Here is a 26,498-nt window from a genome sequence, read left to right as displayed (position 1 = left end):
TCCTTTTGTAATACTTAAATTATATAAGTCCAAGTTCAAATTTTTTAATGAAAGGTCAAAATTTACCAGTAATTGCTAATACACCAAAAACGTCAGCCAAGCCATAGTCACCAAGGTCAAAACAATGACTAAAGGCATGATGAATTTCAACCATTTATCAAATCCTATGTTGACGATGGCCAGGGCGGCCAAAATTAACCCTGTGGGGTTAATTAAGAAAAACAGCCCCATGCCATAATTATAGGCATCTACAATGATTTCCCGGCCCATGTTCACAGTATCTGCCAATGGAGACATAATGGGCATTGTCAAAACCGCCATGCCAGACGATGATGGCATAAAAAAAGATAACCCACTATAAATAAACAGCATGGCGTTGGCAAAAACTCCTTTGTTCATCCCCTCGGTAATGCTGCTGGCATGGTACAAAATAGTATCGCTTATTAGGCCGTCTTCCATCAAAATAGTGATGCCCCTTGCAATACCCACAATAAAAGCTACACTTAGCAAATCGGCAGCACCTCTGGCAAAAGTTTCTATAAATACGCTTTCCTTTATTCTGCCTATAAATCCTATGATAATGGCGCCTATTAAAAATACAGTAGTCATTTCAACAAACCACCAATCCAAGAACGATACTCCGATAATCATAATGACAAAACAAAGTGAAAACACCATAATAATGAACCTTAGTCTGTTGGTGAAAACTACACCTTGTACTTCTTTTTTCATTCCAAAAAGAACTTCAATTTCTTCTTTTTGTGAATAAATAAGGGATTTAGAAGGGTCTGCTTTGACCTTTTTAGCATATCTCAAAATGTATGATATAGTGATAGCAACACAGATAATCAGCATAATCAATCTGTTTTGAAGCCCACTGGTCCAACTGATTCCAGCCGCATCCGAAGCAATAATCGTTGAAAATGGATTTATGGTGGAACACATTGTTCCTATGGCAGAACCTAAAAAAACACAGGCCAAACCCGTAAGTGCGTCATACCTAGCAGCAAGAAATACGGGAATCAAAATGGGATAAAACGCCATGGTTTCTTCAGCTAGACCAAATGTAGTGCCCCCTGCCGCTATTAGAGTAGTAACCAAAATTATTAAAATAAACTCCCTGCCTTTTAAGGTTTTGGCCATCCACGAAATTCCTGCATCAAATGCTCCCGTGGCATTCATTATGCCAATCAGCCCACCAATGATAAGTATCAAAAATATAATATCTGCGGCGGCGACAATTCCTTTGACGGGAGATTTCGCCAAATCCGCCAACCCCTGCGGATTGGGAGGTAGTTCCTTATAAGTGTTTGGAATACCGATGGGTTTATAAATATCGCCGTTAGTAAATTTTTCAATGGGAATGTTTACTCCAAGGGAATCTAAAACGTTCTGGGTAGCTGGTAAGGTCTTGGTTTTATCCAAACTTTTTACCCGAAAGGTATTATTGGCATCATCATAGCCAAGACTATCGTATTTCCCTGATGGTACTAGCCAGGTCAGCAAGGCGACAAAAACAGCAATTAAAATAAGAATGGTTTGGGCGGAAGGGAACTTTAGTTTTTTCATATTGAATTTAGACTTTCCAATAGGCAATTCATCTGACAATTGACAGTAAAAAGCTAAGTTAATTGAATTTTTTTCAATGCTAGCTTAGGTTTGTCTGATTTGTTGATAACCCATATTTCTTTTAACATTATTGAATAAGATTTATGAGTAATTTTAAAGAGTCAGGTTACTCCATTTGCACCTTAAATTTTAGTTTTATGAACCCCAAGTCTGTTATAAAAGGGCGTGGCGCACAGCTTAACGTCCCAAACCGTTTCTTCGAACAACACCACGAAATGCGCGACGATTTTCTGGAATTTTGCCAAAAAGAAGGCGAGGAGGCCGACAAAAACAAAACCCGATATTTAGAAGTATTTCCGAAAACTATTGTCAACAAAGTAGAAAGCCCAGATGTTGGGATGTTGTATTCCATGAACCCGTACCAGGGTTGCGAGCATGGATGTATTTATTGCTATGCCAGAAATACACATGAATATTGGGGCTACAGCCCTGGTCTCGACTTTGAACGACGCATTTTAGTTAAAAAAGATGCTCCAAAACTATTAGAGCAACTGCTAAAAAAGAAGACATGGAAAGCGCAAACTATAGTGCTTTCTGGGAATACGGATTGCTACCAGCCTGCAGAACAAAAATTCAAAATCACCAGACAATGTTTGGAGGTGTTTTTAAAGTACAAACATCCTGTTGGAATTATTACGAAAAATGCTAGAATTTTGGAGGATTTGGATGTTTTGACGGCTTTGGCAAAAGATGGATTGGTCGGAGTAAATATCTCTATTACCTCCCTATCTGAAGACATAAGACGTATTTTAGAACCAAGGACAGCCATGATAAAAAAACGGCTAGAAACGGTAAAAAGTTTGAGTAACAACGGTATTCCTGTCAATGTGATGATAGCCCCAATTATACCGTCAATCAATAGCCATGAAATTTTATCAATAGCAAAGGCCGCTTCAGACAACGGAGCTGTATCCATTGGGCATACGATCGTGAGGTTGAATGGTGCCATAGGGAGGATATTTACCGATTGGTTAAAGAAAACCATGCCGGATAGAGCCGATAAGGTACTGCACCAAATTGAAGATTGCCACGGGGGTACGTTAAATGATTCCCGATATGGCGCAAGAATGCGTGGCGAAGGTAAAATTGCCGAGCAAATCAATAAAATGATGGCGCTGGCGAAAATCAGGTACTTTAAGGATAAAGGTATGCCACGATTGAATGGAGAGCTGCACGAGTCCTTTAAGGACGGACAACTAAAACTGTTTTAAGGATATAAAAAAGCGGGCAATCGCCCGCTTTTCATCATAAATTCATTGAGATAGTTAACTAAATATACTCTACAAATGTTCTTCCTTTGGATTTATAGACTATCTTGTAATTTCCTTCTTCTAAGCCTGTTAGCTTGTAAATTCTTTCAATTACTTTAGCGTTTTCAATAGTTTCAGCATATACCAGTTCTTCTGTTGAGCCAAAATCACTATTTTCAAAGTAAATCTTTATTGAAAGAGGAGATCTATCCAAGGCTAACTTGGTAACAAATACCTTATCACTCTTTATGCGGGTTACAGGCTTATAAAAAGTCTGGATCATACTTTTGTCGAATGATACGTCAAGGCCCTTTACGGTTAAAGGAATGACATTGATTTCTACATCTTTATCCAGTTCTACAATATAGCTTCCATTGGGGAGTTTAGTGAAATCGAACCCTTTAGTATAGTTTCCAGATTTCTGAATCGACTCTTTATACAGAATGACACCATTTTGATCCTTAATAGTAAAAAGGTTACCTTCCTTTACGTTAGTTAAAGTAAGAACAATTCTATCGTCCTCATTAGTTGAGGCGTAGAATAAGGACTCGTTTGCGTATCCCATAACCGTAGCAAATAGAGCTACCATTAAGAATACTTTTTTTGAATGTTTAATCACGTTTTTCATAATTTGGGTTTTTAACGTTTTATAGGTCAAAATTATAAAGGAGTTGACTGATGTAAAACATTGATATTGATGAATTTATATTCAAAATTATCCGTTAAATTTGTGTTAGGTTTAGGTTAAGTTAATATGGTATATTGTAGGGTTAATATGATATAATTGTAATGGTTGATGGCTTTTCAGGAGTTGGGCTTAATTTCCTTAATGAAATTTTAACAATGCATGTGCAGAAAACAAAGATTAATAAAACCTAGTGAGTGTTTTAAATAAAAAATTATAAGGAAGTTCAGGTAATTTTGTGGCGCCAAGTATTATTTAGAGAACCCTTTGCACAACTAAAATATTTTGCCCAGGCAAATTTTGCTTATTTTAATCGCAACATCCTATGGAAAACTTTCGTGACGAATTTGAAAGAGTTTTATCAAAACCCCTTAAGGCTAAAGCACTCTTTAAAAATGGAGTAGAAAAAAGTGGGCCACCACAGCCCACTTTCAACCAACTAAACTAAATAAGACATTAAAATTAATTATTAATGTATACTGTAATTCTCTTCCTTGAGAATGATAAACTATTTTAAAGTTTCCTTTTCTGGAGCCTTTGTAAATACGCTCCAAGTTTTAGGTACTCTATATGCTTTCAAGGAATACTAGTTCCTAAGTGTTCAGAAACACTGTTGTATCCTTTATAATATACTCCGTCTTTCTCAATCGATTCCTTATCAATTATAGAACCGTTAGAATCTTTATTAGAAAGGAGTTTACCTTGTTTTACATTTGAAAGAACGAAAGCTGCTTTTTTTGCATCTTTTAAAATAATTTTATCAGTGTCATAAACGTAACCATAATTGCTAAAATCAGGATTTCTTTTTTTAACTTGATAAATACGTTACTCATGACGTTACTCATGATTTGGGATTTGTCACGCTTTACACTGCAAAGATATGGGCCAAATGGGTGCAGGAAAACATCAATTTTGGCATATTTATATGCTATTTTAACTGTTAAATCAATGTTAATAAACCATGAGGTTAATATAGCATACATTTGTGGTAATTAAGAATATAATGTATGCATAATAAATGGTAAATTTGTTTTAAAATTGCTGCCCATGATTAATAAGAAACCTACATTTAAAAAGCTTTCACCTTCATTTGGTAATAGTATATTGGTGAATCAGCATACGGATAAACAGGACAGAAACGATATGTTTTGGCACTTTCACCCTGAATTGGAGCTTATATATGTAAACCAAGGCCAAGGGAAAACGCATATAGGCAATCATTTATCTTATTTTAACAATAGTCAGTTGATTTTGATCGGGTCTAATTTACCTCATAATGGTTTTACGGATAGATTGACAGCGGAAGGCATTGAGACTACCGTTCAGTTCAAACCGGACTTTTTAGGCAAGGACTTCTTTGAGAGTGTGCAGGAGGCTGGCGCCATAATTTCGCTGTTTGAAAAGGCAAAAAAAGGCATCAAGTTTAATAGAACCGCAAAGAATACCGTCGGGCCTAAGATTGAAAAACTAAATGAATATGACGGTTTTGAAAGAATTTTAAAACTACTCGAGATTTTGCAATATCTGGCCACAACAGATGACTATACCATTTTGAATGCCGAGGGCTTGGTTTTTGAGACGGAGCCGCAGGATACCGACAAGATCAAAACTATTTATAAATACGTAAATGCCAATTTTCAGGAACATATTGCTTTGGAGGAAATTGCAGATAAGGTAAGTATGACCGTGCCTGCCTTTTGCCGTTATTTCAAGAAAACTACTGGAAAGACATTTACCCAATTGGTTAACGAATATCGAGTGGTGCATGCTACAAAGCTACTCAACGAAAGTAATATGAGTATAGCAGACATTTGTTATGAGTGCGGATTCAATAATTTTTCGCATTTCAATAAACAGTTTAATGAGATTATTGGTAAAAGTGCCTCCAATTACCGTAAGGAGATAAAGCATATTATTCAGTAGTTAAAGCAAGTTGTATGGATAAAATTGACAAAACTATTGCGTATTATAATACTAAAATCAATGGCATTTTGGAATTTATAAATTCCAACGATAATTTAACTGTGGAACAGGTCATAGAAAAAGGAGAAGAATTATCCATATTGGAATACAAGCTTACAGCGTTGGAAGTGGCAAAGGAAAATTGATGTACTACAGATTATAACTCAACTAGGAACTGTTTCATTTTATGAGGCAGTTTTTTTATTGGAATAATCTTGAGAGCATATTATCGAGGATGCACAATCTTTGTAAAATGAAAAAGGTGGACGAGATGTCCACCTTTTTGCCCCAAATCTACCATAAACTTAACCTACTTATGTTATGGTGGTTCAAAGATAGAGGGGTACTAGAGATTGCGAAAATATTTTGGCTAAAGTGCTAGATAAATTGGCTTAACCGAGGTAATGCTAGAAAATACGGTTAAACGGCACGGTACGGGGATTTCCAGAAGAAAGCTGAAATTAATTTGAAAGAGGTATAAATAAAAAAAGGCGAGGAAGTCCTCACCTTTTTTTGCCCCAAATCTACCATGAACTTAACCTACTTATGTTATGGTGAGACCAATTTATATCTATTTAAGATAAAGAAAATATTTATTAGATGAATAGCATATTTATCGGATAAAATACATTTTTTATGGTTGAAGTCGCATTTTTTGCAGTTAAAGCGCTGAATTTTATCGATTTGCTAATTAATAGGCGCGTTCGTTATTTCCTTCATAAAAATTAATAAACGCACGATTCACAACACGGTTGCCACCGTCGGTAGGATAGTCACCTGTAAAATACCAGTCGCCTAAGTGCTCCGGACAGGCCTTGTGTAAATTCTCAACCGGCTGGAAAAGAATCTTTACTTCGGCATTAACAGTGTTGTCACTCAGCAATTCCGATATTTTATTAGAAATTTCATCATCAGTGAAAGGTGCATACACTTCCTTTACAAAGTTTTGAACATTCTTGTCCTCCAAATTTTCCTGGGCCTTACACTTTTTGTAAACCTCTTCAATAATATTGTAGATATCCCTTTCTTTTAAAAGCGCAAGTGTTGCCCTAAAAGCCACCAAGTCTTCCAATTTAGCCATATCGATACCATAGCAATCCGGATAGCGAATTTGTGGGGCCGAAGAGACAACCACAATACGTTTAGGATTTAAACGGTCCAGCATTTTTAGGATACTTTTTTTCAAAGTGGTTCCTCGTACTATACTGTCGTCAATAATCACCAAGTTATCGTTAGGTTTAATAACGCCGTAAGTAACATCATAAACATGAGCTACCAAATCATCCCGACTGCTATCCTCGGTAATAAAAGTTCTAAGCTTTACGTCTTTTATGGCAATCTTCTCTACACGGATCCGCTCAGAAAGGATTTGAGTGACTTTTTCGGAAGAAATACTACGTTTGCCTTTTAATATATATGAGGTTTTCTCTTTGTTCAATTCCGATTCCGCCGTTTCAATCATGCCAAAAAAGGAAGTCTCAGCAGTGTTTGGAATATACGAAAACACAGAGTTTTTAAGATCATTGTCAATAGCTTCCAAAACCTTTGGCATCAATAATTTACCCAACATTTTTCGTTCTTGGTAAATTTCGGCATCGCTTCCTCTGGAAAAATAAATACGCTCAAACGAACAGGCCTTCCTTTCCAGAGGCTCTAAAATTTGTTTTATCGAAAATTCACCGGACTTTTTAGTGATAATCGCATGCCCGGGAGGAAGTTCTTTTACGTTTTCAAACTTTACATTGAAAACAGTTTGAATAACTGGTCGCTCGGATGCCACAACAATGACTTCGTCGTCCGTGTAATAATAACAAGGCCTGATACCGGCAGGGTCTCTTAATACAAAGGAGTCACCATGCCCAATTAGTCCGGCCATAGCATAGCCCCCATCCCAGTTTTTTGCCGCACGCTTTAGTATTTTGCCCACCTTAAGCCGCTCGGCAATTAGCGGGGAGGCTTCCTGTTTGTTATAGCCTTCCTTTTTCAGGTCTTTATAAATTTTGCTGACGGCATCATCTAGAAAATGCCCGATTTTTTCCATTACAGTAATGGTGTCTGTATATTCCTTTGGATGCTGGCCCAATTCAATTAAATTCTGGAAAAGCTCCTTAACATTGGTCATATTAAAGTTTCCCGCCATAATCAGGTTACGGTGCATCCAGTTGTTCTGTCTTAAAAATGGGTGTACGCTCTCAACACTATTTTTTCCAAAAGTGCCGTAGCGTACATGACCTAGAAGCAGCTCACCAATGTAGGGGATGCTTCTTTTTTGAAGCGCAACATCATCATGATATTCAGGGTGCTCCTTAAAGGCTGTGTTCACCCTTTCATTTATTTGGTCAAAAATATCCTGAATCGGCTGTTGAGCAACAGACCTAATCCTGCTAATATAACGTTGCCCAGGTTTAACATCCAGTTTAATACTGGCAAACCCAGCACCGTCCTGCCCACGATTGTGCTGTTTTTCCATCATGAGGTACATTTTGTTTACCCCATAAAATGCACTGCCGTATTTTTCCTTGTAATATTCCAAAGGTTTCAACAACCTTATCATTGCAATGCCGCATTCGTGTTTAATGGCGTCACTCATTATTTTAATACGTATTTAGATTCCTGCCTCCGCAGGAATGACAAATTTTTGAAACCAAAATGGTTTTCATTTTGGAGTGTTATCTTAAATAAAAACGCACCCGTTTAGAGTGCGATGCATTATGTTAATTCAATTTCAAACTGCGTCAGTTGTTTAAACCGCAATAATCGTTTTTCCACCTCTCGGGGAGTTAAATTCTGCATCCGCTCGGTGCCAAATTTTTCAACACAGAACGATGCCAATGTCGAACCAAGAATGACTGCGTTTTTCATGTTTTCAAATGAATAGTCATTGGTTTTGGCCAAATATCCCGCAAATCCACCGGCAAATGTATCTCCAGCCCCAGTAGGGTCAAATACTTCTTCTAGCGGTAATGCCGGGGCATAAAATACTTCACCATTGTGAAATAACAATGCGCCGTGCTCACCTTTTTTTATCACTACATATTTTGGGCCCATTTCATGAATTTTTCTGGCTGCCACCACTAGCGAGTACTCCCCAGTTAGCTGACGGGCTTCTTCATCATTAATGGTAATAACGTCAATTCGTTTTATAACATTGATTAAATCGTCCCAAGCATTGTCCATCCAAAAATTCATTGTATCCAAAATTGTCAACTTTGGCCTTTTCTCCATTTGATCCAATACACTGCTTTGGACGATTGGATGCAGGTTTCCTAACATCACTACTTCGGCATCCTTGTAGTCGTCTGGAACAACAGGTTTAAAATCAGCAAGTGTATTTAGCTCCGTAATTAGAGTGTCCCTTGTATTCATGTCATTATGATACCGACCACTCCAAAAAAATGTTTTGCCCTCCTTTACGATTTCGATTCCCGAGATATCAAGGTTTTTATTCGATAACAGATCTAAATATTCCTGTGGAAAATCACCGCCAACCACAGATACCAAAGTGGCATCCACATTAAAATTTGAAGCAGAAAGGCCGATAAAAGTTGCAGCACCACCTAGAATTTTATCGGTCTTACCGAATGGCGTTTCAATAGCATCAAATGCTACGGTGCCAACAATTACTAATTTGCCCATGAAGAGGAATCCTGATTTTTTGCAAATATAAGTTATTTAAATGCTTAAATCATATTATTTTTTCAACAGAGATGGGCACTAAAACTAACGCTATTTTCGCCCAAAATCAGCAGGGATCTCACCCCAAGCTTTGGTTTCCCATTTAACGATTATAGTGGTGTAAGTATTGTTTTTGAGCCAATCTACGGCTCTGTCCACCAACTCAAAAACGGGCTTATTTTTCTCATTTCGTTCCAGCTTGGTATTGCATTTTTTCTTTTTTACCCAACTTATTGCAGTCCTGGAATCTGTGTAAACAATACGATCACTGTTCTTTTTTTTCAATAGGGCAAGGGCGTGAACGATGGCTAAAAACTCGCCAATATTATTAGTGCCTTCCTCAAAAGGCCCTTGGATAAACAGTTGCTTTTTGGTTTTGGTGTCCACACCGCGGTATTCCATTTTGCCTGGATTCCCAGAAGAGGCCGCATCCACTGCAATGGAATTGTAATTGGGTTGGCCAATTTTTTTCAATTGTTCCTCTGAAAGTTCACTTTTAAAGGTTTTGCTTTTGCCGACGTAATCCTTGTAATTGCCTTTAAATGCTTTTTTAGCTGCTTCAAATGTTGAGAAGGATTTATAGATAGCACCCTCAAAATTTTTAATTTGTGCCTTGCAATCATCCCAAGTTTCAAAAACACCCGTATGATGGCCTTTCCAAACGGTATAGTATTTCTTTTTCTTTTTAGACACGGATAACTCGGATTTTCAGTGATTGCGTTAGGATTTAGTTTTTTGTCTCGATAGTTAACGGGATTGTGATTTGAGGACACTTTCAACCACTTTCGGAAAATGTGCCATCTCCAATTCATGAATTTTAGATGCCACATCCTCAGCCGTATCGTTTTTATTTACATCGCATTTCGCCTGAAAAATAATTGCGCCCTCGTCATAATTTTCATTTACATAATGAATAGTGATACCCGTTTCAGCTTCACCCTGGGCTACAACGGCCTCGTGTACATGCATCCCGTACATTCCCTTTCCGCCAAACTTGGGCAATAATGCGGGATGCACATTAATCACTTTATTGGGAAACTCATTTAAAATAAACTCAGGAAACTTCCATAAAAAACCAGCCAAAACAATTAAATCTGGTTGGGATGCCTTTAAGACATTTAACACATCATCCGATTTTGAAAAGGCTATCCTATTGAACGACAAGGCACTAACTTTTAAATTTTTGGCGCGTTCCAAAACTTTGGCACGGGGATTGTTGGTCAGTACTTGAATAACAGATGCATTATCGCTGTTGTGAAAAAACCTGATTAAATTTTCAGCATTAGTACCACTTCCGGACGCAAAAATTACAATACGTTTCATTTACAGACTATAGTGTTAAAGATTGTTCAAACAAAAAGAACTGGTTTGGGCTTTTTTAATGACGCGAAAAATAGGAATTTTTTGCTCAATTGAAGACTTTTTTGAATTGCATAGTTTCGCTATGGAATGATAAAAAGGCACAAAGTGGGTGAAAAAGAGCATTTTGGAGCCAATTAAAAAAAGTTTAAGCCAGTTAAGAGAATAATTATTAACAATTAGCTGGTAATTCATAATTACTTAATTCGAATTTTTCGTAAATTACGAACACATTTTTAACGTAAAAGCACGGATTAAAATAAAGTTTTTTATTTTTGCCAACTAATTAAACCATTAAAATTACAAGATTATGTCAGACATTGCATCAAGAGTTAAAGCGATTATTGTAGACAAGTTAGGAGTAGATGAAAACGAAGTAGTTGCTGAAGCTAGCTTCACTAACGATTTGGGAGCAGACTCTTTAGACACTGTAGAATTAATTATGGAGTTTGAGAAAGAATTCGATATTCAAATTCCGGATGATCAAGCTGAGAACATTGCTACAGTTGGTCAAGCTATCTCTTATATAGAAGAAGCAAAATAAGCATAGCATTTTATGGAACTAAAGCGCGTTGTAGTCACAGGATTAGGAGCTTTAACCCCGATTGGCAATACCAAGGACGAATATTGGCAAGGCTTAATTGGTGGTAAAAGCGGTGCTGCGCCTATAACATATTATGACACCGAAAAATTCAAGACCAAATTCGCTTGCGAGGTCAAGAATTTTGATGCGACCGAGTTTATCGACAGAAAAGAAGCCCGCAAAATGGATAAGTTTGCGCAATATGCTATGGTGGCTTCGGACGAAGCTATTGCAGATGCCAAACTGGACGTTGATGCGGTAGATAAATTGCGTGTGGGTGTGATATGGGGAGCAGGTATTGGAGGCCTTGAAACCTTTCAGCAAGAAGTTTTAAACTTTGCTGGAGGCGATGGTACCCCGAGATTTAATCCTTTCTTTATTCCTAAAATGATTGCAGATATAGCACCTGCAAACATCTCCATAAAATATGGTTTTATGGGGCCTAATTACACTACGGTTTCTGCCTGTGCCTCTTCGGCAAATGCATTGTTCGATGCCTTGAACATGATACGTTTGGGTCATTGCGATGTGATTGTAACAGGAGGAAGTGAAGCAGCAGTAACCATTGCCGGTATGGGTGGTTTTAACGCTATGCATGCCCTGTCCACTAGAAATGAAAGCCCAGAAACGGCATCTCGTCCTTTTGACGCAACAAGAGATGGCTTTGTTTTGGGGGAAGGTGCTGGTGCACTTGTTCTAGAGGAATACGAGCATGCCAAGGCAAGAGGGGCAAAAATATATGCTGAAGTAGCAGGGGGTGGTTTATCCTCTGACGCTTATCATATGACTGCGCCTCATCCAGAGGGCATTGGTGTAGTTGAAGTCATGAAAAATTGTTTAGAAAACGCAGGTTTAAAACCTGAAGATGTAGATCATATAAACACACATGGCACTTCAACACCGTTAGGCGATGTAGCCGAGTTAAAGGCGATTTCCAAAGTATTTGGGGACCATGCCAAAAACATCAATATAAATTCAACAAAATCAATGACCGGTCATCTTTTGGGAGCAGCCGGAGCTATTGAGGCCATTTCCAGTATTTTGGCAATAGAAAATGGTATTGTGCCTCCAACGATTAATCATACAACCGTTGACGAGAATATCGATCCAGAGTTAAATTTAACATTGAACAAGGCACAAAAAAGAGATGTAAAGGTTGCCATGAGTAATACCTTCGGATTTGGTGGTCATAACGCCTGTGTAGTATTCAAGAAAGCATATTAAATCCCGAGTGCAATAAACCATAACGATAAATTAATTTTTACATATGAAACTTGGTTTATTACATCTGACATTAAGCTAAACTATTGCAAATCAGATGAAAAACATTCGTAACATATTAAATTCCCGTTCCAAGCGAAACGGGAATTTTTTTGTGCGATTAACTAAGATTTTAGGCTATAAACCCAAGAAGATAGAAATTTACCAGACGGCTTTTACCCACCGTTCTATGAACATACGGGACAAAATGGGAAATGCCATCAATTACGAGCGTATGGAATTTCTTGGCGATGCCATGCTTAGTGCAGTAATAGCCTCACACCTATTTCAAGAGGTGCCCGGAGGAGACGAAGGGTATCTTACCAAAATGCGCTCCAAAGTAGTCAGTCGCGAACATCTAAATGAACTGGGAAAAGAGCTCAATTTGATTGAACTCGTTGAAAGTAAAATACCTGCAGGGCAGTTTGGTGATAATATTCATGGCAATTTATTTGAAGCTTTGGTTGGAGCCATTTTTCTCGATAGAGGGTATAAGTACTGCGAAAAGTTTATCTACAAGCGCATTATTGATCCCCATGTGGATATCGAACAATTGGAAGGTAAGGTCATCAGCTACAAGAGCTTATTAATTGAATGGTGCCAAAAGGAAAAAAAGTTGTTTGGATATAATGTTTATGAGGACACCGGAAATGATGACGTTAGACATTTTTCGGTAAAATTGTCAATAGACGACAAAATTGTTGCCAAAGCAAGAGCTACCTCCAAGAAAAAAGCCGAGGAAAAGGCATCAAAACGTGCATTTTTTGCGTTTCAAAGTAAAATGTCTAAAATGATTTAAGCAAAAGGGACGCAACTATAACGTTTTAGTTCATTTTTCATATTAAGAAACGGTAAATCGGTTTACTTCTAAATAGAAATAGCACTATATTTACACGCGAATAAGTCAGGTTATGGCAGTACACAAACTTATTTTAGATGATATTTTTGAAGATATTTCGTGTACCTTGATTGCTTTGCACTGTACTATCGAAGACTATCGTTTGGCATATCTTTTAAATAAAAATCTAAGTATTAATTTAACGAGAAAAGCCGAAGATTTAGATTTCAACAAAGGCATGAGCAAGTATTCCATTTACGAATGGGAGGATAAAAAGCAACTCGTTACCTGGAATTTGGTTTCCAACATTTGTAAAACGGAAACCGTGGTAGAGATGGATTACCAAACCTTGTTTAATACGCAACAAAAAATCATCAAAACCTATCATTTGATTCCAGAATTTAGGAAGGTGAATTATTTTTTGAAGATAGACAGTGAGTTTAACGGTAACAAGGAAAAGTATTTTATAAATAACCTTCTTAAGATTTCGCATATAGCCATGGCATATGCTATTGATGTAAACCGATTGAAATCAAAGGAGAATTTAATTTTTGATTAATGGCGCAGACAAAAAAAACCAAAATAGTTGCAACATTAGGTCCAGCAACCAGTACGAAGGAAGTATTGAAGGGGATGCTCGACGAGGGTGCTAATGTATTCCGGATAAATTTTTCACATGCCAACTACGACGACGTTAAGGAGCGCATTGGCATGATTAGGGAGTTGAATGAAGAGTTCGGTTACAACGCCGCGATTTTAGCCGATTTACAGGGGCCAAAACTTCGCGTTGGTGTAATGAAGGAAGAAGTGATTGTAAATCCAGGTGATGAAATTATTTTCGCCACAGGAAACCGTTTTGAAGGTACCAAGGAGCGCGTGTACATGACATACGATAATTTTCCGCAGGATGCAAAAGCAGGAGAGCGTATCCTATTAGATGATGGAAAATTGATTTTTGAAGTTGTGTCCACTGATAAAAAATCTGAGGTAAAAGCAAAGGTTATCCAAGGTGGACCCTTAAAATCTAAGAAGGGAGTAAACCTTCCAAATACGGATATTTCCCAGCCAGCACTAACAGAGAAGGATATTGAAGATGCTATTTTTGCAGTAAGTCAGGACGTGGATTGGATTGCATTGTCCTTTGTACGCCATGCAGAAGATTTGATGCAACTTCGCGATTTGATAAAGGAACACAGCGATTACAAAATACCGATTGTTGCAAAAATTGAAAAGCCGGAGGCTGTTGAAAATATTGATAAAATCGTCACCCAATGTGATGGTATCATGGTAGCCCGAGGTGATTTGGGTGTTGAGGTACCTGCAGAGGAAGTGCCATTGATTCAAAAGCAGTTAGTACTACGAGCCAAAAAAGCAAGAATCCCTGTAATTATTGCCACACAGATGATGGAAACTATGATTTCCAGTTTAACCCCAACACGGGCTGAAGTAAACGACGTGGCCAACTCGGTAATGGACGGAGCCGATGCCGTAATGCTTTCAGGAGAGACTTCAGTGGGACAATATCCTGTTCAGGTCATCAGGCAAATGAGTGATATCTTAAAAGGGGTGGAGAATTCCCCTTTGATAAAGGTGCCAGAATTGCCACCGCATATACGAACCAATCGCTATATCACAAAATCAGTTTGCTATCATGCCGCGTTAATGGCAAACGAAATCAACGCAAAGGCTATTTCCACGCTAACCAATAGTGGGTACACAGCTTTTCAGATTTCCGCCTGGAGACCATCCTGTCATATTTTGGTCTTCACCTCAAATAAGCGGATTTTAACTAGATTAAGTCTATTGTGGGGAGTACGCGCCTTTTTCTACGATAAGTTTGTTAGTACTGATGAAACTATTGAAGATGTAAACTCCATTGCCTGTAAAAAGGGCTATTTAGATGTTGGCGATATGTTGGTAAGTTTGGCGGCAATGCCCATCCAGGCAAAAGGGATGGTGAATACGTTAAGGGTTACTGAAATCGAGACTTGCAGTTTTTAGTTTTGACCTTACTTTTTAAAGAGGATTATGCCAGAGCAGTAGTTGTTGAAGGATTATGATTTGGGCGTTCCCCTCGATGTCACCTCAGAACGTTTTATGAAACCCCGTCCTCGGGTCGGGCTTTTCGTTATATCTTTTTAAAATAATCTGTCATTGCGAGGAGGTACGACGTGGCAATCTCAATAATGGCTGTTCTTCATGAACTTTGGCTTTCCTCAATATTTTAAAAAGGATGCCACTACAATCCTTAACGCGGGGGTGTTTGCTAACTTCAGTTTCTAAGACTGGTAGTATTATTTTTTTTGAGTGTGCTTTTCGTTGTTGGCATTATTCAGTCAGATTTATTATTTCGTTCTTTTTGTACAAATTTGGCAGAAATCTTGATTTAATCCTAAATTGACTTCTTTTCTTGATCTTTGGATTAGTCGACATATTTTCTAGTTTAATTCCCGGATCATAATAAATATTTCCGTTTGCCATTTGTCCAAGAAAGAGCTGAAAATCTGTTCCAGTTCCCAAAATTATGTTACTACCATACTTGTATTTCCTATCTCCTTTTGTATCCGATAATGACGGAACATAACAAGCCTTGTCGTGCTTTCTATTCCAATGTAATAACATCGAAGAGAAACTCCAAGAAGCTGTTTCATTGTCGTTTTGGTCAATCAGTGCAATTCGACCATTTGTATTTCTGATTTTGCCAGACTCTTGGTCAAATCCGATTAATTTCATTTCCAAGTTTGTCGTTGGATGTATTTGTCCTGCTTTATGAACTCCTCCAAAATTCATTCGGTCAGGTCGTCCCTTTTTATCTGGATAACCATAGGTTTTGATAAAATATTCAGCCCCTTTCGTCTTATAAAGCCCATCGGTAGGTTCGGGTGTAAATAAGGTTATTACAGATGAGTTTAAATTTTTGAAATTACGGACGCCAAAGTTTTTGACCTCCCAACCCTTAAAATCAGGTTCGGAAAATCCATTTCTAACTATTCCTAGTTCTGCCTCCAACGTATAACCTCCACATTGAGTGTTTCTACAAGGAACTAATCCATTTTTAGTTAAACTTTTTGAATCTATCCATCCTTGATTATGAACTCTTGTAAGCTCCTTAAGCAAAAGAGAGCGATTATTTGCTATTTGAGGTAATTCTATAATCGAAAATACTCCATGTTCTCCCAAATTCTTTTCTTTATTGAATTCATTTGCTATTTGCGAATTTGGATGAGTAACATATCCTAAAACAGTTCCTGTTTTGCCAACAGCAATAAATAGTAATCTGTCCGAAAGTCTTTGAGTCATTAATTCCGAAGCTGCATTTTTTGAGCCTTTTAGAAAACCCGAAAATCTAACTTCTGGATATTTTGGATATAGAATTAATTGAGCGTGATTGGCAGGTGATAGATTTCCCTCATCGGTTACCCAAGCAAAATTTAATGATGCTTTAAAGCGTTCTCTTCTCCAATCTCCAGCTTCAACCGTTGTTATGTCTGAAATTGGTAAAACGTTTAGGATTTCAAAATTTCCACCGAAGTAAACTTGGTTTTTTGAATTGTCATTTGGTACGAGTTTTTTTACATAGATTTCATCACAACCATTATTGATGAATAGCGATTTTAGGTTCTGTAGATTCATTGATTTTTAAAAGTTCTTTTACAATGTTCTTTCCAACCGCTTGAATTAATGGAACTGCAACAGAATTGCCAAATTGCTTGTATGCTTGATTGTTAGAAACTGGAATAATAAAATTATCAGGAAATCCTTGGATTCTAGCACACTCTCTTGGTGTTAACCGTCTTGGATTTTTTCCTCTTTGCGGGATTAGAATTTCTGCACCGTCTTTATAATATCGTGCACTCAAAGTCCGCGAAATACCATTTAAGTTGGTTAAGCCAAAACCAAATCCATTACCTTTTGCCTGATGCTTCTTTTTATATTCTTGAAGATAATTCCAAAGCTTGTCTGATAAGGTATATTTTTGGTCAACTCGCTTTTGCAGTATTTCTCTAATTGCTAATTCAGTACTTGGTGGTTCAGGAAATTCGAAAGATTCTTTTTCGTTAAAAAGGGATTTCTTAAACCCAACAATTATGATTCTTTCTCGATGCTGTGGAACGTAATATTTTGCATCTAAAACTTTGTAATGAATTGAATAACCTAATTCGGATAGTGTTTCAGTGATTACTTTAAAAGTTTTCTTTTTGTCGTGAGAAACAAGGTTTTTTACATTTTCTAACATGAAAACCTTGGGTTTTTTATGTTCTATTATTCTTGCAATGTCAAAAAACAATGTTCCTTGAGTTTTATCTAAAAAACCGTGTTGCCTACCTAAAGATTTTTTCTTTGAAACACCAGCAATTGAAAAGGGTTGACAAGGAAAACCTCCAAGCAAAATATCGTGGTCAGGAATTTCTTTCTCGGATATTTGTGTGATGTCTCCAAAGGGAACTTCTCCAAAATTAGCTTCGTAAGTTTTTTTAGCAAATGAGTCCCATTCACTTGTAAAAACGCATTTCCCACCATTGTTTTGAAATGCGAGTCTTATTCCCCCAATCCCAGCAAATAAGTCGACAAATTTGAACATCGGGTTTTCAGGTGGTGGAAATGGAATGTCCCATTTTATGGGCAAATAATATTGAAATTCAGGTTCCTCAATAATATTCAAGTCCTCGTGTAATTCAGCTAAATAATTTTCCGCTGTTGGCTTGTAATATTGAGAAACTCCGTTTTTGTGATTCTGAAAGTAGTGGGTCAAATGAGCAATATCGTTGGTAGTTTTTTTGTCTACAACGATTTGTAATTTTTCTTTGATATCAGAATATTTTTTGCTCATTTCCATTTCGTAAAGATGCAAAGAATATAATATTTTATTCTCAGTTTAAAATGTATTTTCTTAACAATTTTGTCAACGCAGATTTTATCGTCGGAAAAGAACATGTCTTTTAGTTTTTCAGTTTTGGCTTGAGAACAGGGAATAAGCTAAATGACTGGATGTGTGATGGGATTAGTATGAAGTATTACAGATTTACAGTAACGAGAGGTGCTTTTATAATTGATACTAGCTGTAAACAAAAGCAGGCTAAATATTTTCATAAAGACAAGTTTCAAAACAAAGGAAGTACCCATTAATAACTCGGAACAACTCCCTTTTTAAATACTTGCTTTAATTTCTATTTTGCATCGCTTTGAAAAAAAATCTTTTCTATGCGCTTGCATAGAAATATACGCTGAAACTGTCATTCCCGCGTGGTCACTGAGCGTAGTCGAAGTGTAGGCGGGAATCCAATCCATGAAATGAAAGTCTGTATCGCCGAAAAACCAAGTGTAGCTGGGAAATCGTGTCCGATTAGTGGTCAAATACCAAGCGCAATGCGCCATCCGGTTCTGTTTGTTGAGCGATACGATTTTCTTTTACCGACTCTAGCTTTTTAAGGGTTAGGTCTTGCTTGCCCAAAGAGAGCGCTAAGTGCACAACGCTTACGTTGAACATCGTGCCATGATGCTGTCGCATCTGTACCTCTTCATCATTTTGTATCGGCTTCTTTTGATTCCATTAATTCAACGCGCGTACCATCGATATCATGCACATTGCACAGCCAGCGCTTACTGCGACCAATCATCGGCTTGTAGCGCTTAAGATCGGGCAAGCCATTAAATAACATATCGCGATGCGCCTTTCGAGTATCATCAGTCATAATGCACATATGATGCATTGTTCCCATTTGCTTTCTACTCAGTTTCATATCGTTTATAATTATAAACTCAACATAGTCACCCCTATCTCCTGGCATCTGCATATTCACCCAACCATACGGACCGCCATCCTTAGCCGGTTCCCGCCTAATCTCCTGAAAGGCTAAAGCATCTCGATATAATTCGTTGGCCGCCTCTTCGTCCGTAATTGTGATGCCCACATGGAGTAAACGATCGGAAATCCGTCTCGATCCTAGATGCTTGCCTCGTGATAGCGCCTGCTTGGAATCGGAGGTGTATTCAACAAAAATCAATTGATGTCCGCTGGGGTCTTCAAGACTGCTCGCCAAGGTGCCATCTGGCTTTTTTTCCACGGGTGTCGGATCGAGCCCTCTTTCTCGGAGTATCTTTAAGGTAGTTTCGATGTCCGAAACCTGAAAAGCAATTTCCACTAACCGATTGTCATCCGTCCCCCCAGGCTTTGAGACCAACTTCACGAACTGGTCGTCGTTGATTTTTAAATACCAAGCCTCCTGATCCTCATCCGCCGCAAAGGCGAATTCGAATCCATAGATATCCGAATAGAAGGCACACGATTGCTCCAAACTTGATACTTGAAACGCCACGTGGGCTATTCCCAAGATGGGCAGTGTTTTTTTAGTTTTCATTCCCATCGATAGCCAAGATACTATTAGGATTAAAACGAGTAATTTCTTCATACGTTTTTGTGTTTAGATTGAGATTGAAAAGCACTATGAGCGAGTTTAAGATACTAAAATATTATTAGGTATTTAGTAAAGATTGCCTTATTTCCGTTCGCTTCCCTCTTGTTATATCAAGAGTTTGGTAACTGCAAATTAGTTTGTAATATGCTTACCTTCAAAATGTTGAGCAAATAGATCGTGATTATGTATATGTTGATGAAGGTTTAAGGACTGTTGGGAATCATATTGAGGGTGTGAAGTAGAATATAAACAAGAAAGCACAAAAGAGAGGATTAAAACACATGTCAATATTATGGTACTGAATTTTTGTACAAATTATAGCTAACGGTCTCCCTTACTTTGAATTATTAAATTGCCAGAAGAAAAGAGGCGAACTAAAACGGTCTTCAAGCTAGTGGCTTACTAGAGGTGCCGGTCATCTTTTTCTCTTAAGGTTGTAAAGAACGTATTGGAATATCAGGTTGTTAAGAACCCACCAAAGGAAACAGCTAATGCGACAATTTTTAAATTTAACTAGGGCTTTGCAAAGATAGATTCATAATGTTCCGAACGGTCAAAAATACCGCCGCTTTTCCGATAGAAATCCTCATTCAACTTGTATACACCTTTTTTCGCGTTTACCCAGCTGGCATTTGAATGTGGATGGTATGTTAACATGGTGTTCCAGTTTTTATAGTTTTGATGGCCGTTACTTTCAACAAGACCGAGATTTCCCATTCCTGGGAATGGCTTTAGTCGTGCCGCTACATTTTTGTTCCATTCGACCAATATCGGATTGACCGTTAGGTCGGCACAGAAACAGGGAATATCACGTTCATAGGCCGCTTGAGCAATTTTCATTGTCATGCTTAAGGTTTTCGCTATCGCCTTTAAAGCTATGGCCTTATAGCCCATTTCCATTCGCTTAATGGCGTCTTCGTCGGTGTGGGCGCTTTCATCGGCCGCTAACCGAACGGGAATATCAGAAACGTCGAATTCCAACTCCTCGGCAAAAGGTTCTTCGATGATGGCTATTTGTTCGAAAGCACCTATTTTTTTGGCATGGTCCAGAAGCTTTAGCAAAGTCTCTTTCTTCTCATATCTTCCATTAGCATCAAAATAATAGGGTAATTTTCCATTTTTGGAATAGGGTGTGCGTACAGCGCCAATGGCTTTGTGAATGGCTGATAATCTAGCTTTGTCCTTTTCAAGCATTTCTGCTTGTGTACCCGGTTGCCCGATTTTTATCTTCATGAAAAAATAGCCTTTATCCACCGCTGTTTTAATCTCATCAATGGGAATCGTATAAGCCATCAATGGAATGGCCGCCGCTTTTTCATGATTATGTGAAAGAGAAGGTTTGTACGCTTTCGGAATCATGTCATCGAAAGTGGTAAATCCGTTTTCTTGGGCATACAAAAGCCATAAGGCATTATCGACACCGACCAATGCATTAAGCGCAAAGGTCTTTCTCAAATCTGGATTGGAAGTTACTTTCTTGGCATATTCGTACACTTCAGGAAGCATTTGGTCAAGCAAATCAACGGGACTCGTAAAACTTTGCCCCTTGATCATTTGTTGTGCCCGTTCCGTTATGGCATACATCAGTGCATTGCCGGCACTTTCTGAATTATTGGCAAAAACCTTCGCATCGGACCAGAGCACATTTTGAGTACAGAGACCGATTTGGTGCTGTCCGGAAGTACTCTCAAGATAACTGATGGTTTGCCAGATTTCGGACATATACCCGCCTTTAAATCCAAAGGGGCGGATGAGCGGTTCTCTCTCAAAATTAGAGTTTACGGTTTTTATCGTAATGTTTTTCATGGGTTGTTCTTTTGAATTGGCAAATAGATTTACAGGATGGGTAACGGCCATTGCCCCAGAGGCTAACAATCCGTTTTTTATAAATGTTCTTCGTGAGTTAGTTCCCATGTGGTTAGTTTAACTGATGTTTTACAAGGTTCTCGCGGATGAAATCCACATCTTTTTTAAGTTTTGAAACCAAAATTTTCTGTTGTTGCCCTGGCGATAATCTTTCTTCTTCAGCACTTAACAACTCATATTCCGCATGAATCGTTATGGGCGCAACAATACCCAAAGTTTTCAGGGTTTTAAAATATAAATCGAAATCGACGATGCCCTCTCCAAGCGGAAGTTTTTTGACTTTTGATTGACTTCCTTGAATATCCCATGTGAAATCCTTTATCGCAAGTGAGCCTATTTTTTCTGCCAATAGGTGCATGGATGTTATCCACGATTTGTTGCCTTCGCAAACCGCATGTCGAATATCGAACTGATTACTCATCCACGCTTTGGGAATATCGTTCAGCACTTCCGCCAAATCCCACATAGAAGCTCCGAACCAGGTTCCTGCATGATTTTGATAGCCTCCTTGGATTCCTATATGTCTATTGATTTCGGCTAGTGCTTCCATTTCGCTTTTTATCTTTTCAATGGAAGATCGTACCCCAAGCTTCATATCATATTTATAGTACCCTAAACGATAATGTTTAATCCCATGTTTGGCAGCGGTAGATAATACCTTTTCAGCCATTGGGTCGTCAGCCTTTGTGATGTTACTTACCATCATCTCAACGGTCAATCCTTTTTGTTTTGCCATTTCGATGATTTTGGGTAAATCGTCTTCCACCGCTTCCGGCAATACACAACCTTTTGGCCTAACTGTGGGGTCTAGTCCATCAAAACCTGCCATTTTTACGGTATCCATCAAAAAATCTGGGTCATATTTATCGAGAGGCTTGGTAAAGAAATTGATTGGATATTGTTTTAATTTTGGCGCACTTTTGGTTGCAGCTATTACATTTGAAAAGGGAATGGCCGCTGTCGCAAGCGCTGTTTGCTTTATAAACTTTCTTCGATTATTCTTCATAGTCTTATTAATTTAGAGTCTCCAAGGGGCGCGATATTCGTAGTGCAGGTAATCGTTTGCCTTTTCGCTATTGGTGATACGTTCGTTTACCGCATCCCATTCAATGCGTTGCCCTAGTTCCAATGAAATATTGGCCAAATGCGCAAAACTTGTGGAGCGGTGGCCCTCTTCCAACGAGCAAAGCGGCTCTCCACCATCTTTTATACAATCCAAAAAATTACGGATGAGGTTACCCGTGGAATTCTCTTTGCTTCCCATATCTCCGAATTCGGCACTGCCCTCCAATTTCTTTTCAATTGGCTCGACCAAGGTGTTCCAGGTCTGAAACTGTCCGGGTTGCGCGGATGATATCGAATAGCCATTTTGGTCGGCGATTAAATTACCCTTTGCCCCGTGTAATTCAACTTCTCCTCCTGAAATAGCACCACCTCCACTGGCTTCATGGATACTGAATTTTATTATCGTTTTTGAAGGCATTTCAAAGAGAACTTCCATGGTATCGGGAATATTACGATCATCTTGAACCGCAAATTTTCCGCCGGTAGCGGTTATGGCAACGGGAGCCTGCTCATTCAACATCCAACGGATGACATCCATAAAATGCACACCCCAATTGCCCATTTGTGATGAGTATTCTTTCCACCAACGGAAAAAATATGGGGCGATATTATATTGATACGGTCGGAAAGCCCGAGGCCCCAACCACATATCCCAATCAAAATCCTTTGGTGGTTCCTCCGGTTGAAGCATACCAATGCCGTTAGGGTACATATTGCTGGTACGTTGTGCGCGGGCAGTAGTGACCTTACCGATAATACCACTCTGGACTTCTTTGGCCAAATGTTGGTAAATCGATGAGCCCCTGCGGTTCAATCCGACCGCACAGACCTTACCGGATTTCTTTTGTGCATTTACCATGGCCCGACCCTCTTTAATGGTAATGGTCAATGGTTTTTCAACATAAACGTGTTTTCCGGCCTCCAAAGCGGCAATCGTCTGTATCGCATGCCAGTGATCCGGGGTGGCGATACATACCGCATCTATATCTTTTTGCTCAAGTAGTTTTCGGAAATCGGTATAGCGTTTTACCTTCGATCCGAAGTCTTCTCCCATTTTTGGGACTTTGCCGATTTCAAGATAACGTTCGGTCACCTTTGAGCGGTCGCGCAGGGTGTAGGGTTCGTAAACATCACACAAGGCGACCACTTCCACATCAGGGTTTTCCATAAACCAGTTCAACAACAGAGTCCCGCGATTACCAAGGCCGATAAACCCCATCCGGATTTTTTCGTTCGCCCCTATGACCGATGTCATAGACATGGCTGATGTCAGTAAACCAGATGTCAATCCGATAGTCGCCATGGACGAGTTTTTAATAAATTTTCTTCGATTTTGCATTGTAGTGTTCGTTAGTTGCCTTACTATTAAAGGTGTATTAAATATTTGTTTGACAGATACTTGCGTCAACATGTCAATGGATTGCGCATAGCCTCGGATAAATCTTCAGTATTTGCATATAAAGCCGTGGCCTTCAGGTTCTTTTAATCTTTTTAAAATCGATTATTGATTCTGGGGCGCTATTGATGTGTTAATTATTAAATACAATGCAACCGAATGCTCCATGACGAGCAAGCTCAAAACGAGCGTTTTGGATGCTTTAGCTGAAAGCTTGATTCCCTAAAACTAGGGAACTGCGAAACAATTGCTTCGTACTCCTCATCCTGATACCCTATGCTCGCCATACGAAATGCAGGAGCGAGAATCTCTGGCAGAAAGGGAACTACTTGCTTGTAGTGCCAGACCCTGGGAGGCCAACCTTCTGGCACTTCCTCAACATAAGGCCTAAGGAACTCCAGCGCTCGCCGAATGCTACGGCCATCAGCTGTCTCGTAGGTCCACAAGTCCACCCCGACCCACTCGCCAAGAGTTGCTAGCTCGGCAAGTCCCGTCAAATTCATTTCGGAGTAGTTAAACGACTTGGTGCGGCGCAGCTCCATGGGCTGGGCTCCATCCGGTTCTATTTGTCGAGCGATACGGTTTTCTTTTACCGACTCTAGCCTTTCACGAGCTAGGTCGTGCTTGCCCAAAGCGAGAGCCATGCGCACGACTCTTACGTCGAACATAGTACCATGATTCTGTCGCATCTGAATCTCTTCGCGACCATAATCGCTATTCATAAACCAATCCAGAAATTCCGATATCCAAATCTCTAGTGTAGCCCGATCGTCTTCGCTCCAATGCCTCGATCCATCCAATAGCCCCGCAGCGTCCACCGCCTTCACTACACCGCCTGCTTCGATCATTCCAATATACCGCCCTTGGTTTCGGCCGGGCACCGCCTGTGCATACTTAAGGTGGGGGTTCATTCGCGTAGCGGAGTCGATAAACCAAACTCGCAGGCACCGAGCTGCATGTGCGGCGTATGATTCTTTACCCGAAAGGTAATAAGCGAGGGCGAGAGATTCCACCAAACGGCCGATTTCATGACCGCGTGAGTAGTCGGCGAAATCTGGGTTTCTGGATTCCGGATTTATTATGCCGTCCTTCGGCAGGTAGGGCAGACCGTCTGATTTCGAAGGGTCGGGCCAAAGGTAGGGCGCCTGAGTATAGTAGTCATTTAGATTCCCGGTGACGGGATGTTGTTTTTTGTCTGTTACCGTTGGGGGTTTTATCCCTAAAGCTTCGTCCGCCACCCTCAACAGGGCTTCGTAGGCGGGCATAAGCGAGGTTTCACCTCGCGCAATACCTTGTTTAACGTCTGGCAAGGCGCCGCGTCTTGCACCGAAGAAACGAGGACTTTCTTTTCCAATCGAAGTAGTGGCTAATTCGTCCTGAGCAAAAACTGCTTGCGGAAGAATAAATGGACTCAACATTAAAAATAGGATTGCCAACAGGGAGAAACGTGAAGGTATTATTGTATTCATCATTTTGTTACGGCCGGTTTTGATTCCATTAATTCACAACGTGTACCATCGAGATCGTGCACATTGCACACCCAGCGGTTGTTACGGGCAATCAATGGCCCATAGCGTTCAAGATCGGGCAAGGCATTAAATAACATATCGCGATGCGCCTTTTGAATATCATCAGTTAAAAGGCACATATGGTGCATTGTTCCCATTTGCCTTCGATTTAGTTTCATATCGTTAATGAGAATATATTCAACGTAGTCGCCTCTATCTCCTGGTAACTGCATATTAACCCAAGCATCTGGACCACCTTCCTCGCGTGATCCGCGCCAAATCTCCTGAAAGCCCAAAGCGTCTCGATACAATTTGTTGGCCGCATCTTCGTCCGTAATGGTGATGCCCACATGAAGCAAACGATCGGAAACCCGTCTGGACCCTAGATGCTTGCCTCGTGCTAGTGTTTGCTTGGAATCGGAAGTGTATTCCACAAAAATCAGGTTATGTCCGTTCGGATCCACAAGAACGCTCGCCAATGTGCCATCCGGCCTTTTTTTCACAGGTGTTGGATCGAGGCCTCTTTCTCGGAGCATCACGACGGTAGTTTCGATGTCCGAAACCTGAAATGCGACTTCCACTAAGCGATTGTCATCCGTCCCCTCGGGCTTTGAGACCAACTTCACAAACTGGTCGTCATTGATTTTTAAATACCAGGCCTCTCGATCTTCATAGGCCGCAAAGGCAAATTCAAATCCATAGAAAGCCGTATAGAAGGCACGTGATTGCTCTAAGCTTGACACCTGAAACCCTACATGGGCTATTCCCAAGATGGGAAGTGCTTTTTCAGCTTTCTTTCCCATGGATAGGCAAGACAGTATTAAGATTAAAAGGAGTACTCTCTTCATATGTTTTTCTGTTTGCATTGAGATTGAAAATTTCAATGATTCAGCATAATATACTAAATATTATTAACGTGAGTTCGATTTAAATATCAACAAACCCGTTGTGCATTATGATTTAAAAGAAAAAAGTTGTTCATCTTACTGATAATCAGTAAATTGTT

23 protein-coding genes are annotated in these 26,498 nt (G+C 39.3%); 8 read left to right on the top strand and 15 right to left on the bottom strand.

Going from position 1 to position 26,498, the window contains the following annotated elements; translation table 11 throughout:
* Positions 1 to 75: 75 nt before the first annotated feature.
* Positions 76 to 1,569, bottom strand: coding sequence for a YfcC family protein (locus ACFSR8_RS05640; RefSeq protein ID WP_380289917.1), 1,494 nt, complete (start codon positions 1,567 to 1,569; stop codon positions 76 to 78).
* A 197-nt stretch (positions 1,570 to 1,766) separates the two neighbouring features.
* Here ACFSR8_RS05640 and ACFSR8_RS05635 point away from each other — a divergent pair, with 197 nt between their 5' ends.
* Entirely contained in the window at positions 1,767 to 2,840 is a 1,074-nt protein-coding gene (locus tag ACFSR8_RS05635; protein ID WP_380289915.1) for a PA0069 family radical SAM protein, read from the top strand.
* Between the two features lie 58 nt (positions 2,841 to 2,898).
* Here the strand turns inward: ACFSR8_RS05635 and ACFSR8_RS05630 are convergent, their stop codons facing one another.
* Positions 2,899 to 3,507: a hypothetical protein gene (locus ACFSR8_RS05630; RefSeq protein ID WP_380289913.1), complete on the bottom strand. Its 609-nt coding sequence runs from the start codon at positions 3,505 to 3,507 to the stop codon at positions 2,899 to 2,901.
* Positions 3,508 to 4,611: 1,104 nt separating this feature from the next.
* On the opposite strand from ACFSR8_RS05630, the gene ACFSR8_RS05625 reads away from it, so the two are divergent.
* Together ACFSR8_RS05625 and ACFSR8_RS05620 are read left to right on the top strand one after the other, a co-directional pair.
* Positions 4,612 to 5,487, top strand: coding sequence for an AraC family transcriptional regulator (locus ACFSR8_RS05625; protein WP_380289911.1), 876 nt, complete (start codon positions 4,612 to 4,614; stop codon positions 5,485 to 5,487).
* Between the two features lie 14 nt (positions 5,488 to 5,501).
* A complete protein-coding gene (locus tag ACFSR8_RS05620) occupies positions 5,502 to 5,672 on the top strand; it encodes a hypothetical protein (protein ID WP_380289909.1) in 171 nt (56 codons plus the stop codon).
* A 545-nt stretch (positions 5,673 to 6,217) separates the two neighbouring features.
* Here the strand turns inward: ACFSR8_RS05620 and ACFSR8_RS05615 are convergent.
* From ACFSR8_RS05615 to purN, 4 genes are all read right to left on the bottom strand, one after another.
* The gene (locus tag ACFSR8_RS05615) at positions 6,218 to 8,116 is read right to left on the bottom strand and encodes an amidophosphoribosyltransferase (protein ID WP_380289907.1); all 1,899 of its coding nucleotides are present in this window, start codon (positions 8,114 to 8,116) and stop codon (positions 6,218 to 6,220) included.
* Positions 8,117 to 8,235: 119 nt separating this feature from the next.
* Complete coding sequence (locus tag ACFSR8_RS05610) at positions 8,236 to 9,162, bottom strand: PfkB family carbohydrate kinase (protein ID WP_380289905.1); 927 nt, start codon at positions 9,160 to 9,162, stop codon at positions 8,236 to 8,238.
* Positions 9,163 to 9,252: 90 nt separating this feature from the next.
* The gene (locus tag ACFSR8_RS05605) at positions 9,253 to 9,894 is read right to left on the bottom strand and encodes a ribonuclease H1 domain-containing protein (protein WP_380289903.1); all 642 of its coding nucleotides are present in this window, start codon (positions 9,892 to 9,894) and stop codon (positions 9,253 to 9,255) included.
* A 54-nt stretch (positions 9,895 to 9,948) separates the two neighbouring features.
* Entirely contained in the window at positions 9,949 to 10,524 is a 576-nt protein-coding gene (gene purN, locus ACFSR8_RS05600; RefSeq protein WP_380289901.1) for a phosphoribosylglycinamide formyltransferase, read from the bottom strand.
* Between the two features lie 346 nt (positions 10,525 to 10,870).
* Here purN and ACFSR8_RS05595 point away from each other — a divergent pair, with 346 nt between their 5' ends.
* The 5 genes from ACFSR8_RS05595 to pyk all read left to right on the top strand — a co-directional run bounded on the left by ACFSR8_RS05595 (position 10,871) and on the right by pyk (position 15,242).
* Positions 10,871 to 11,104: an acyl carrier protein gene (locus ACFSR8_RS05595; protein WP_009778413.1), complete on the top strand. Its 234-nt coding sequence runs from the start codon at positions 10,871 to 10,873 to the stop codon at positions 11,102 to 11,104.
* 12 nt (positions 11,105 to 11,116) lie between these two features.
* Complete coding sequence (gene fabF / locus ACFSR8_RS05590; protein WP_380289899.1) at positions 11,117 to 12,367, top strand: beta-ketoacyl-ACP synthase II; 1,251 nt, start codon at positions 11,117 to 11,119, stop codon at positions 12,365 to 12,367.
* 94 nt (positions 12,368 to 12,461) lie between these two features.
* The gene (gene rnc, locus ACFSR8_RS05585; protein ID WP_186563755.1) at positions 12,462 to 13,202 is read left to right on the top strand and encodes a ribonuclease III; all 741 of its coding nucleotides are present in this window, start codon (positions 12,462 to 12,464) and stop codon (positions 13,200 to 13,202) included.
* A gap of 112 nt (positions 13,203 to 13,314) precedes the next feature.
* Positions 13,315 to 13,800, top strand: coding sequence for an IPExxxVDY family protein (locus ACFSR8_RS05580; protein WP_380289896.1), 486 nt, complete (start codon positions 13,315 to 13,317; stop codon positions 13,798 to 13,800).
* Positions 13,800 to 15,242, top strand: coding sequence for a pyruvate kinase (gene pyk, locus ACFSR8_RS05575; RefSeq protein WP_380289894.1), 1,443 nt, complete (start codon positions 13,800 to 13,802; stop codon positions 15,240 to 15,242). Before ACFSR8_RS05580 ends, pyk begins: the two co-directional genes overlap by 1 nt.
* A 327-nt stretch (positions 15,243 to 15,569) precedes the next feature.
* Here pyk and ACFSR8_RS05570 read toward each other — a convergent pair whose 3' ends face one another.
* The 9 genes from ACFSR8_RS05570 to ACFSR8_RS05530 form a co-directional block, all read right to left on the bottom strand.
* Complete coding sequence (locus tag ACFSR8_RS05570; protein ID WP_380289892.1) at positions 15,570 to 16,874, bottom strand: MvaI/BcnI family restriction endonuclease; 1,305 nt, start codon at positions 16,872 to 16,874, stop codon at positions 15,570 to 15,572.
* A complete protein-coding gene (gene dcm / locus ACFSR8_RS05565; protein ID WP_380289890.1) occupies positions 16,837 to 18,093 on the bottom strand; it encodes a DNA (cytosine-5-)-methyltransferase in 1,257 nt (418 codons plus the stop codon). The genes ACFSR8_RS05570 and dcm overlap by 38 nt, the downstream gene beginning before the upstream one ends.
* 492 nt (positions 18,094 to 18,585) lie before the next feature.
* Positions 18,586 to 18,750: a hypothetical protein gene (locus tag ACFSR8_RS05560; protein WP_380289888.1), complete on the bottom strand. Its 165-nt coding sequence runs from the start codon at positions 18,748 to 18,750 to the stop codon at positions 18,586 to 18,588.
* Between the two features lie 13 nt (positions 18,751 to 18,763).
* Positions 18,764 to 19,651, bottom strand: coding sequence for a VOC family protein (locus tag ACFSR8_RS05555; protein ID WP_380289886.1), 888 nt, complete (start codon positions 19,649 to 19,651; stop codon positions 18,764 to 18,766).
* A gap of 519 nt (positions 19,652 to 20,170) precedes the next feature.
* Positions 20,171 to 21,571 (bottom strand): hypothetical protein, encoded by a 1,401-nt coding sequence (locus ACFSR8_RS05550; RefSeq protein WP_380289884.1) that lies wholly within the window; start codon positions 21,569 to 21,571, stop codon positions 20,171 to 20,173.
* Between the two features lie 4 nt (positions 21,572 to 21,575).
* A complete protein-coding gene (locus ACFSR8_RS05545) occupies positions 21,576 to 22,529 on the bottom strand; it encodes a sugar phosphate isomerase/epimerase family protein (RefSeq protein WP_380289882.1) in 954 nt (317 codons plus the stop codon).
* A 12-nt stretch (positions 22,530 to 22,541) separates the two neighbouring features.
* A complete protein-coding gene (locus tag ACFSR8_RS05540) occupies positions 22,542 to 23,891 on the bottom strand; it encodes a Gfo/Idh/MocA family protein (protein WP_380289880.1) in 1,350 nt (449 codons plus the stop codon).
* A gap of 272 nt (positions 23,892 to 24,163) precedes the next feature.
* Positions 24,164 to 25,456, bottom strand: coding sequence for an alginate lyase family protein (locus ACFSR8_RS05535; RefSeq protein WP_380289878.1), 1,293 nt, complete (start codon positions 25,454 to 25,456; stop codon positions 24,164 to 24,166).
* Entirely contained in the window at positions 25,453 to 26,340 is an 888-nt protein-coding gene (locus ACFSR8_RS05530) for a VOC family protein (RefSeq protein ID WP_380289876.1), read from the bottom strand. The genes ACFSR8_RS05535 and ACFSR8_RS05530 overlap by 4 nt, the downstream gene beginning before the upstream one ends.
* Positions 26,341 to 26,498: the final 158 nt, after the last annotated feature.

This window comes from Hyunsoonleella rubra, from assembly GCF_042684665.1.
Classification (GTDB): domain Bacteria; phylum Bacteroidota; class Bacteroidia; order Flavobacteriales; family Flavobacteriaceae; genus Jejuia; species Jejuia rubra.
The sequence above is the reverse complement of the archived record's forward strand: the minus strand, read 5'-3'. Positions and strand labels throughout refer to the sequence as shown.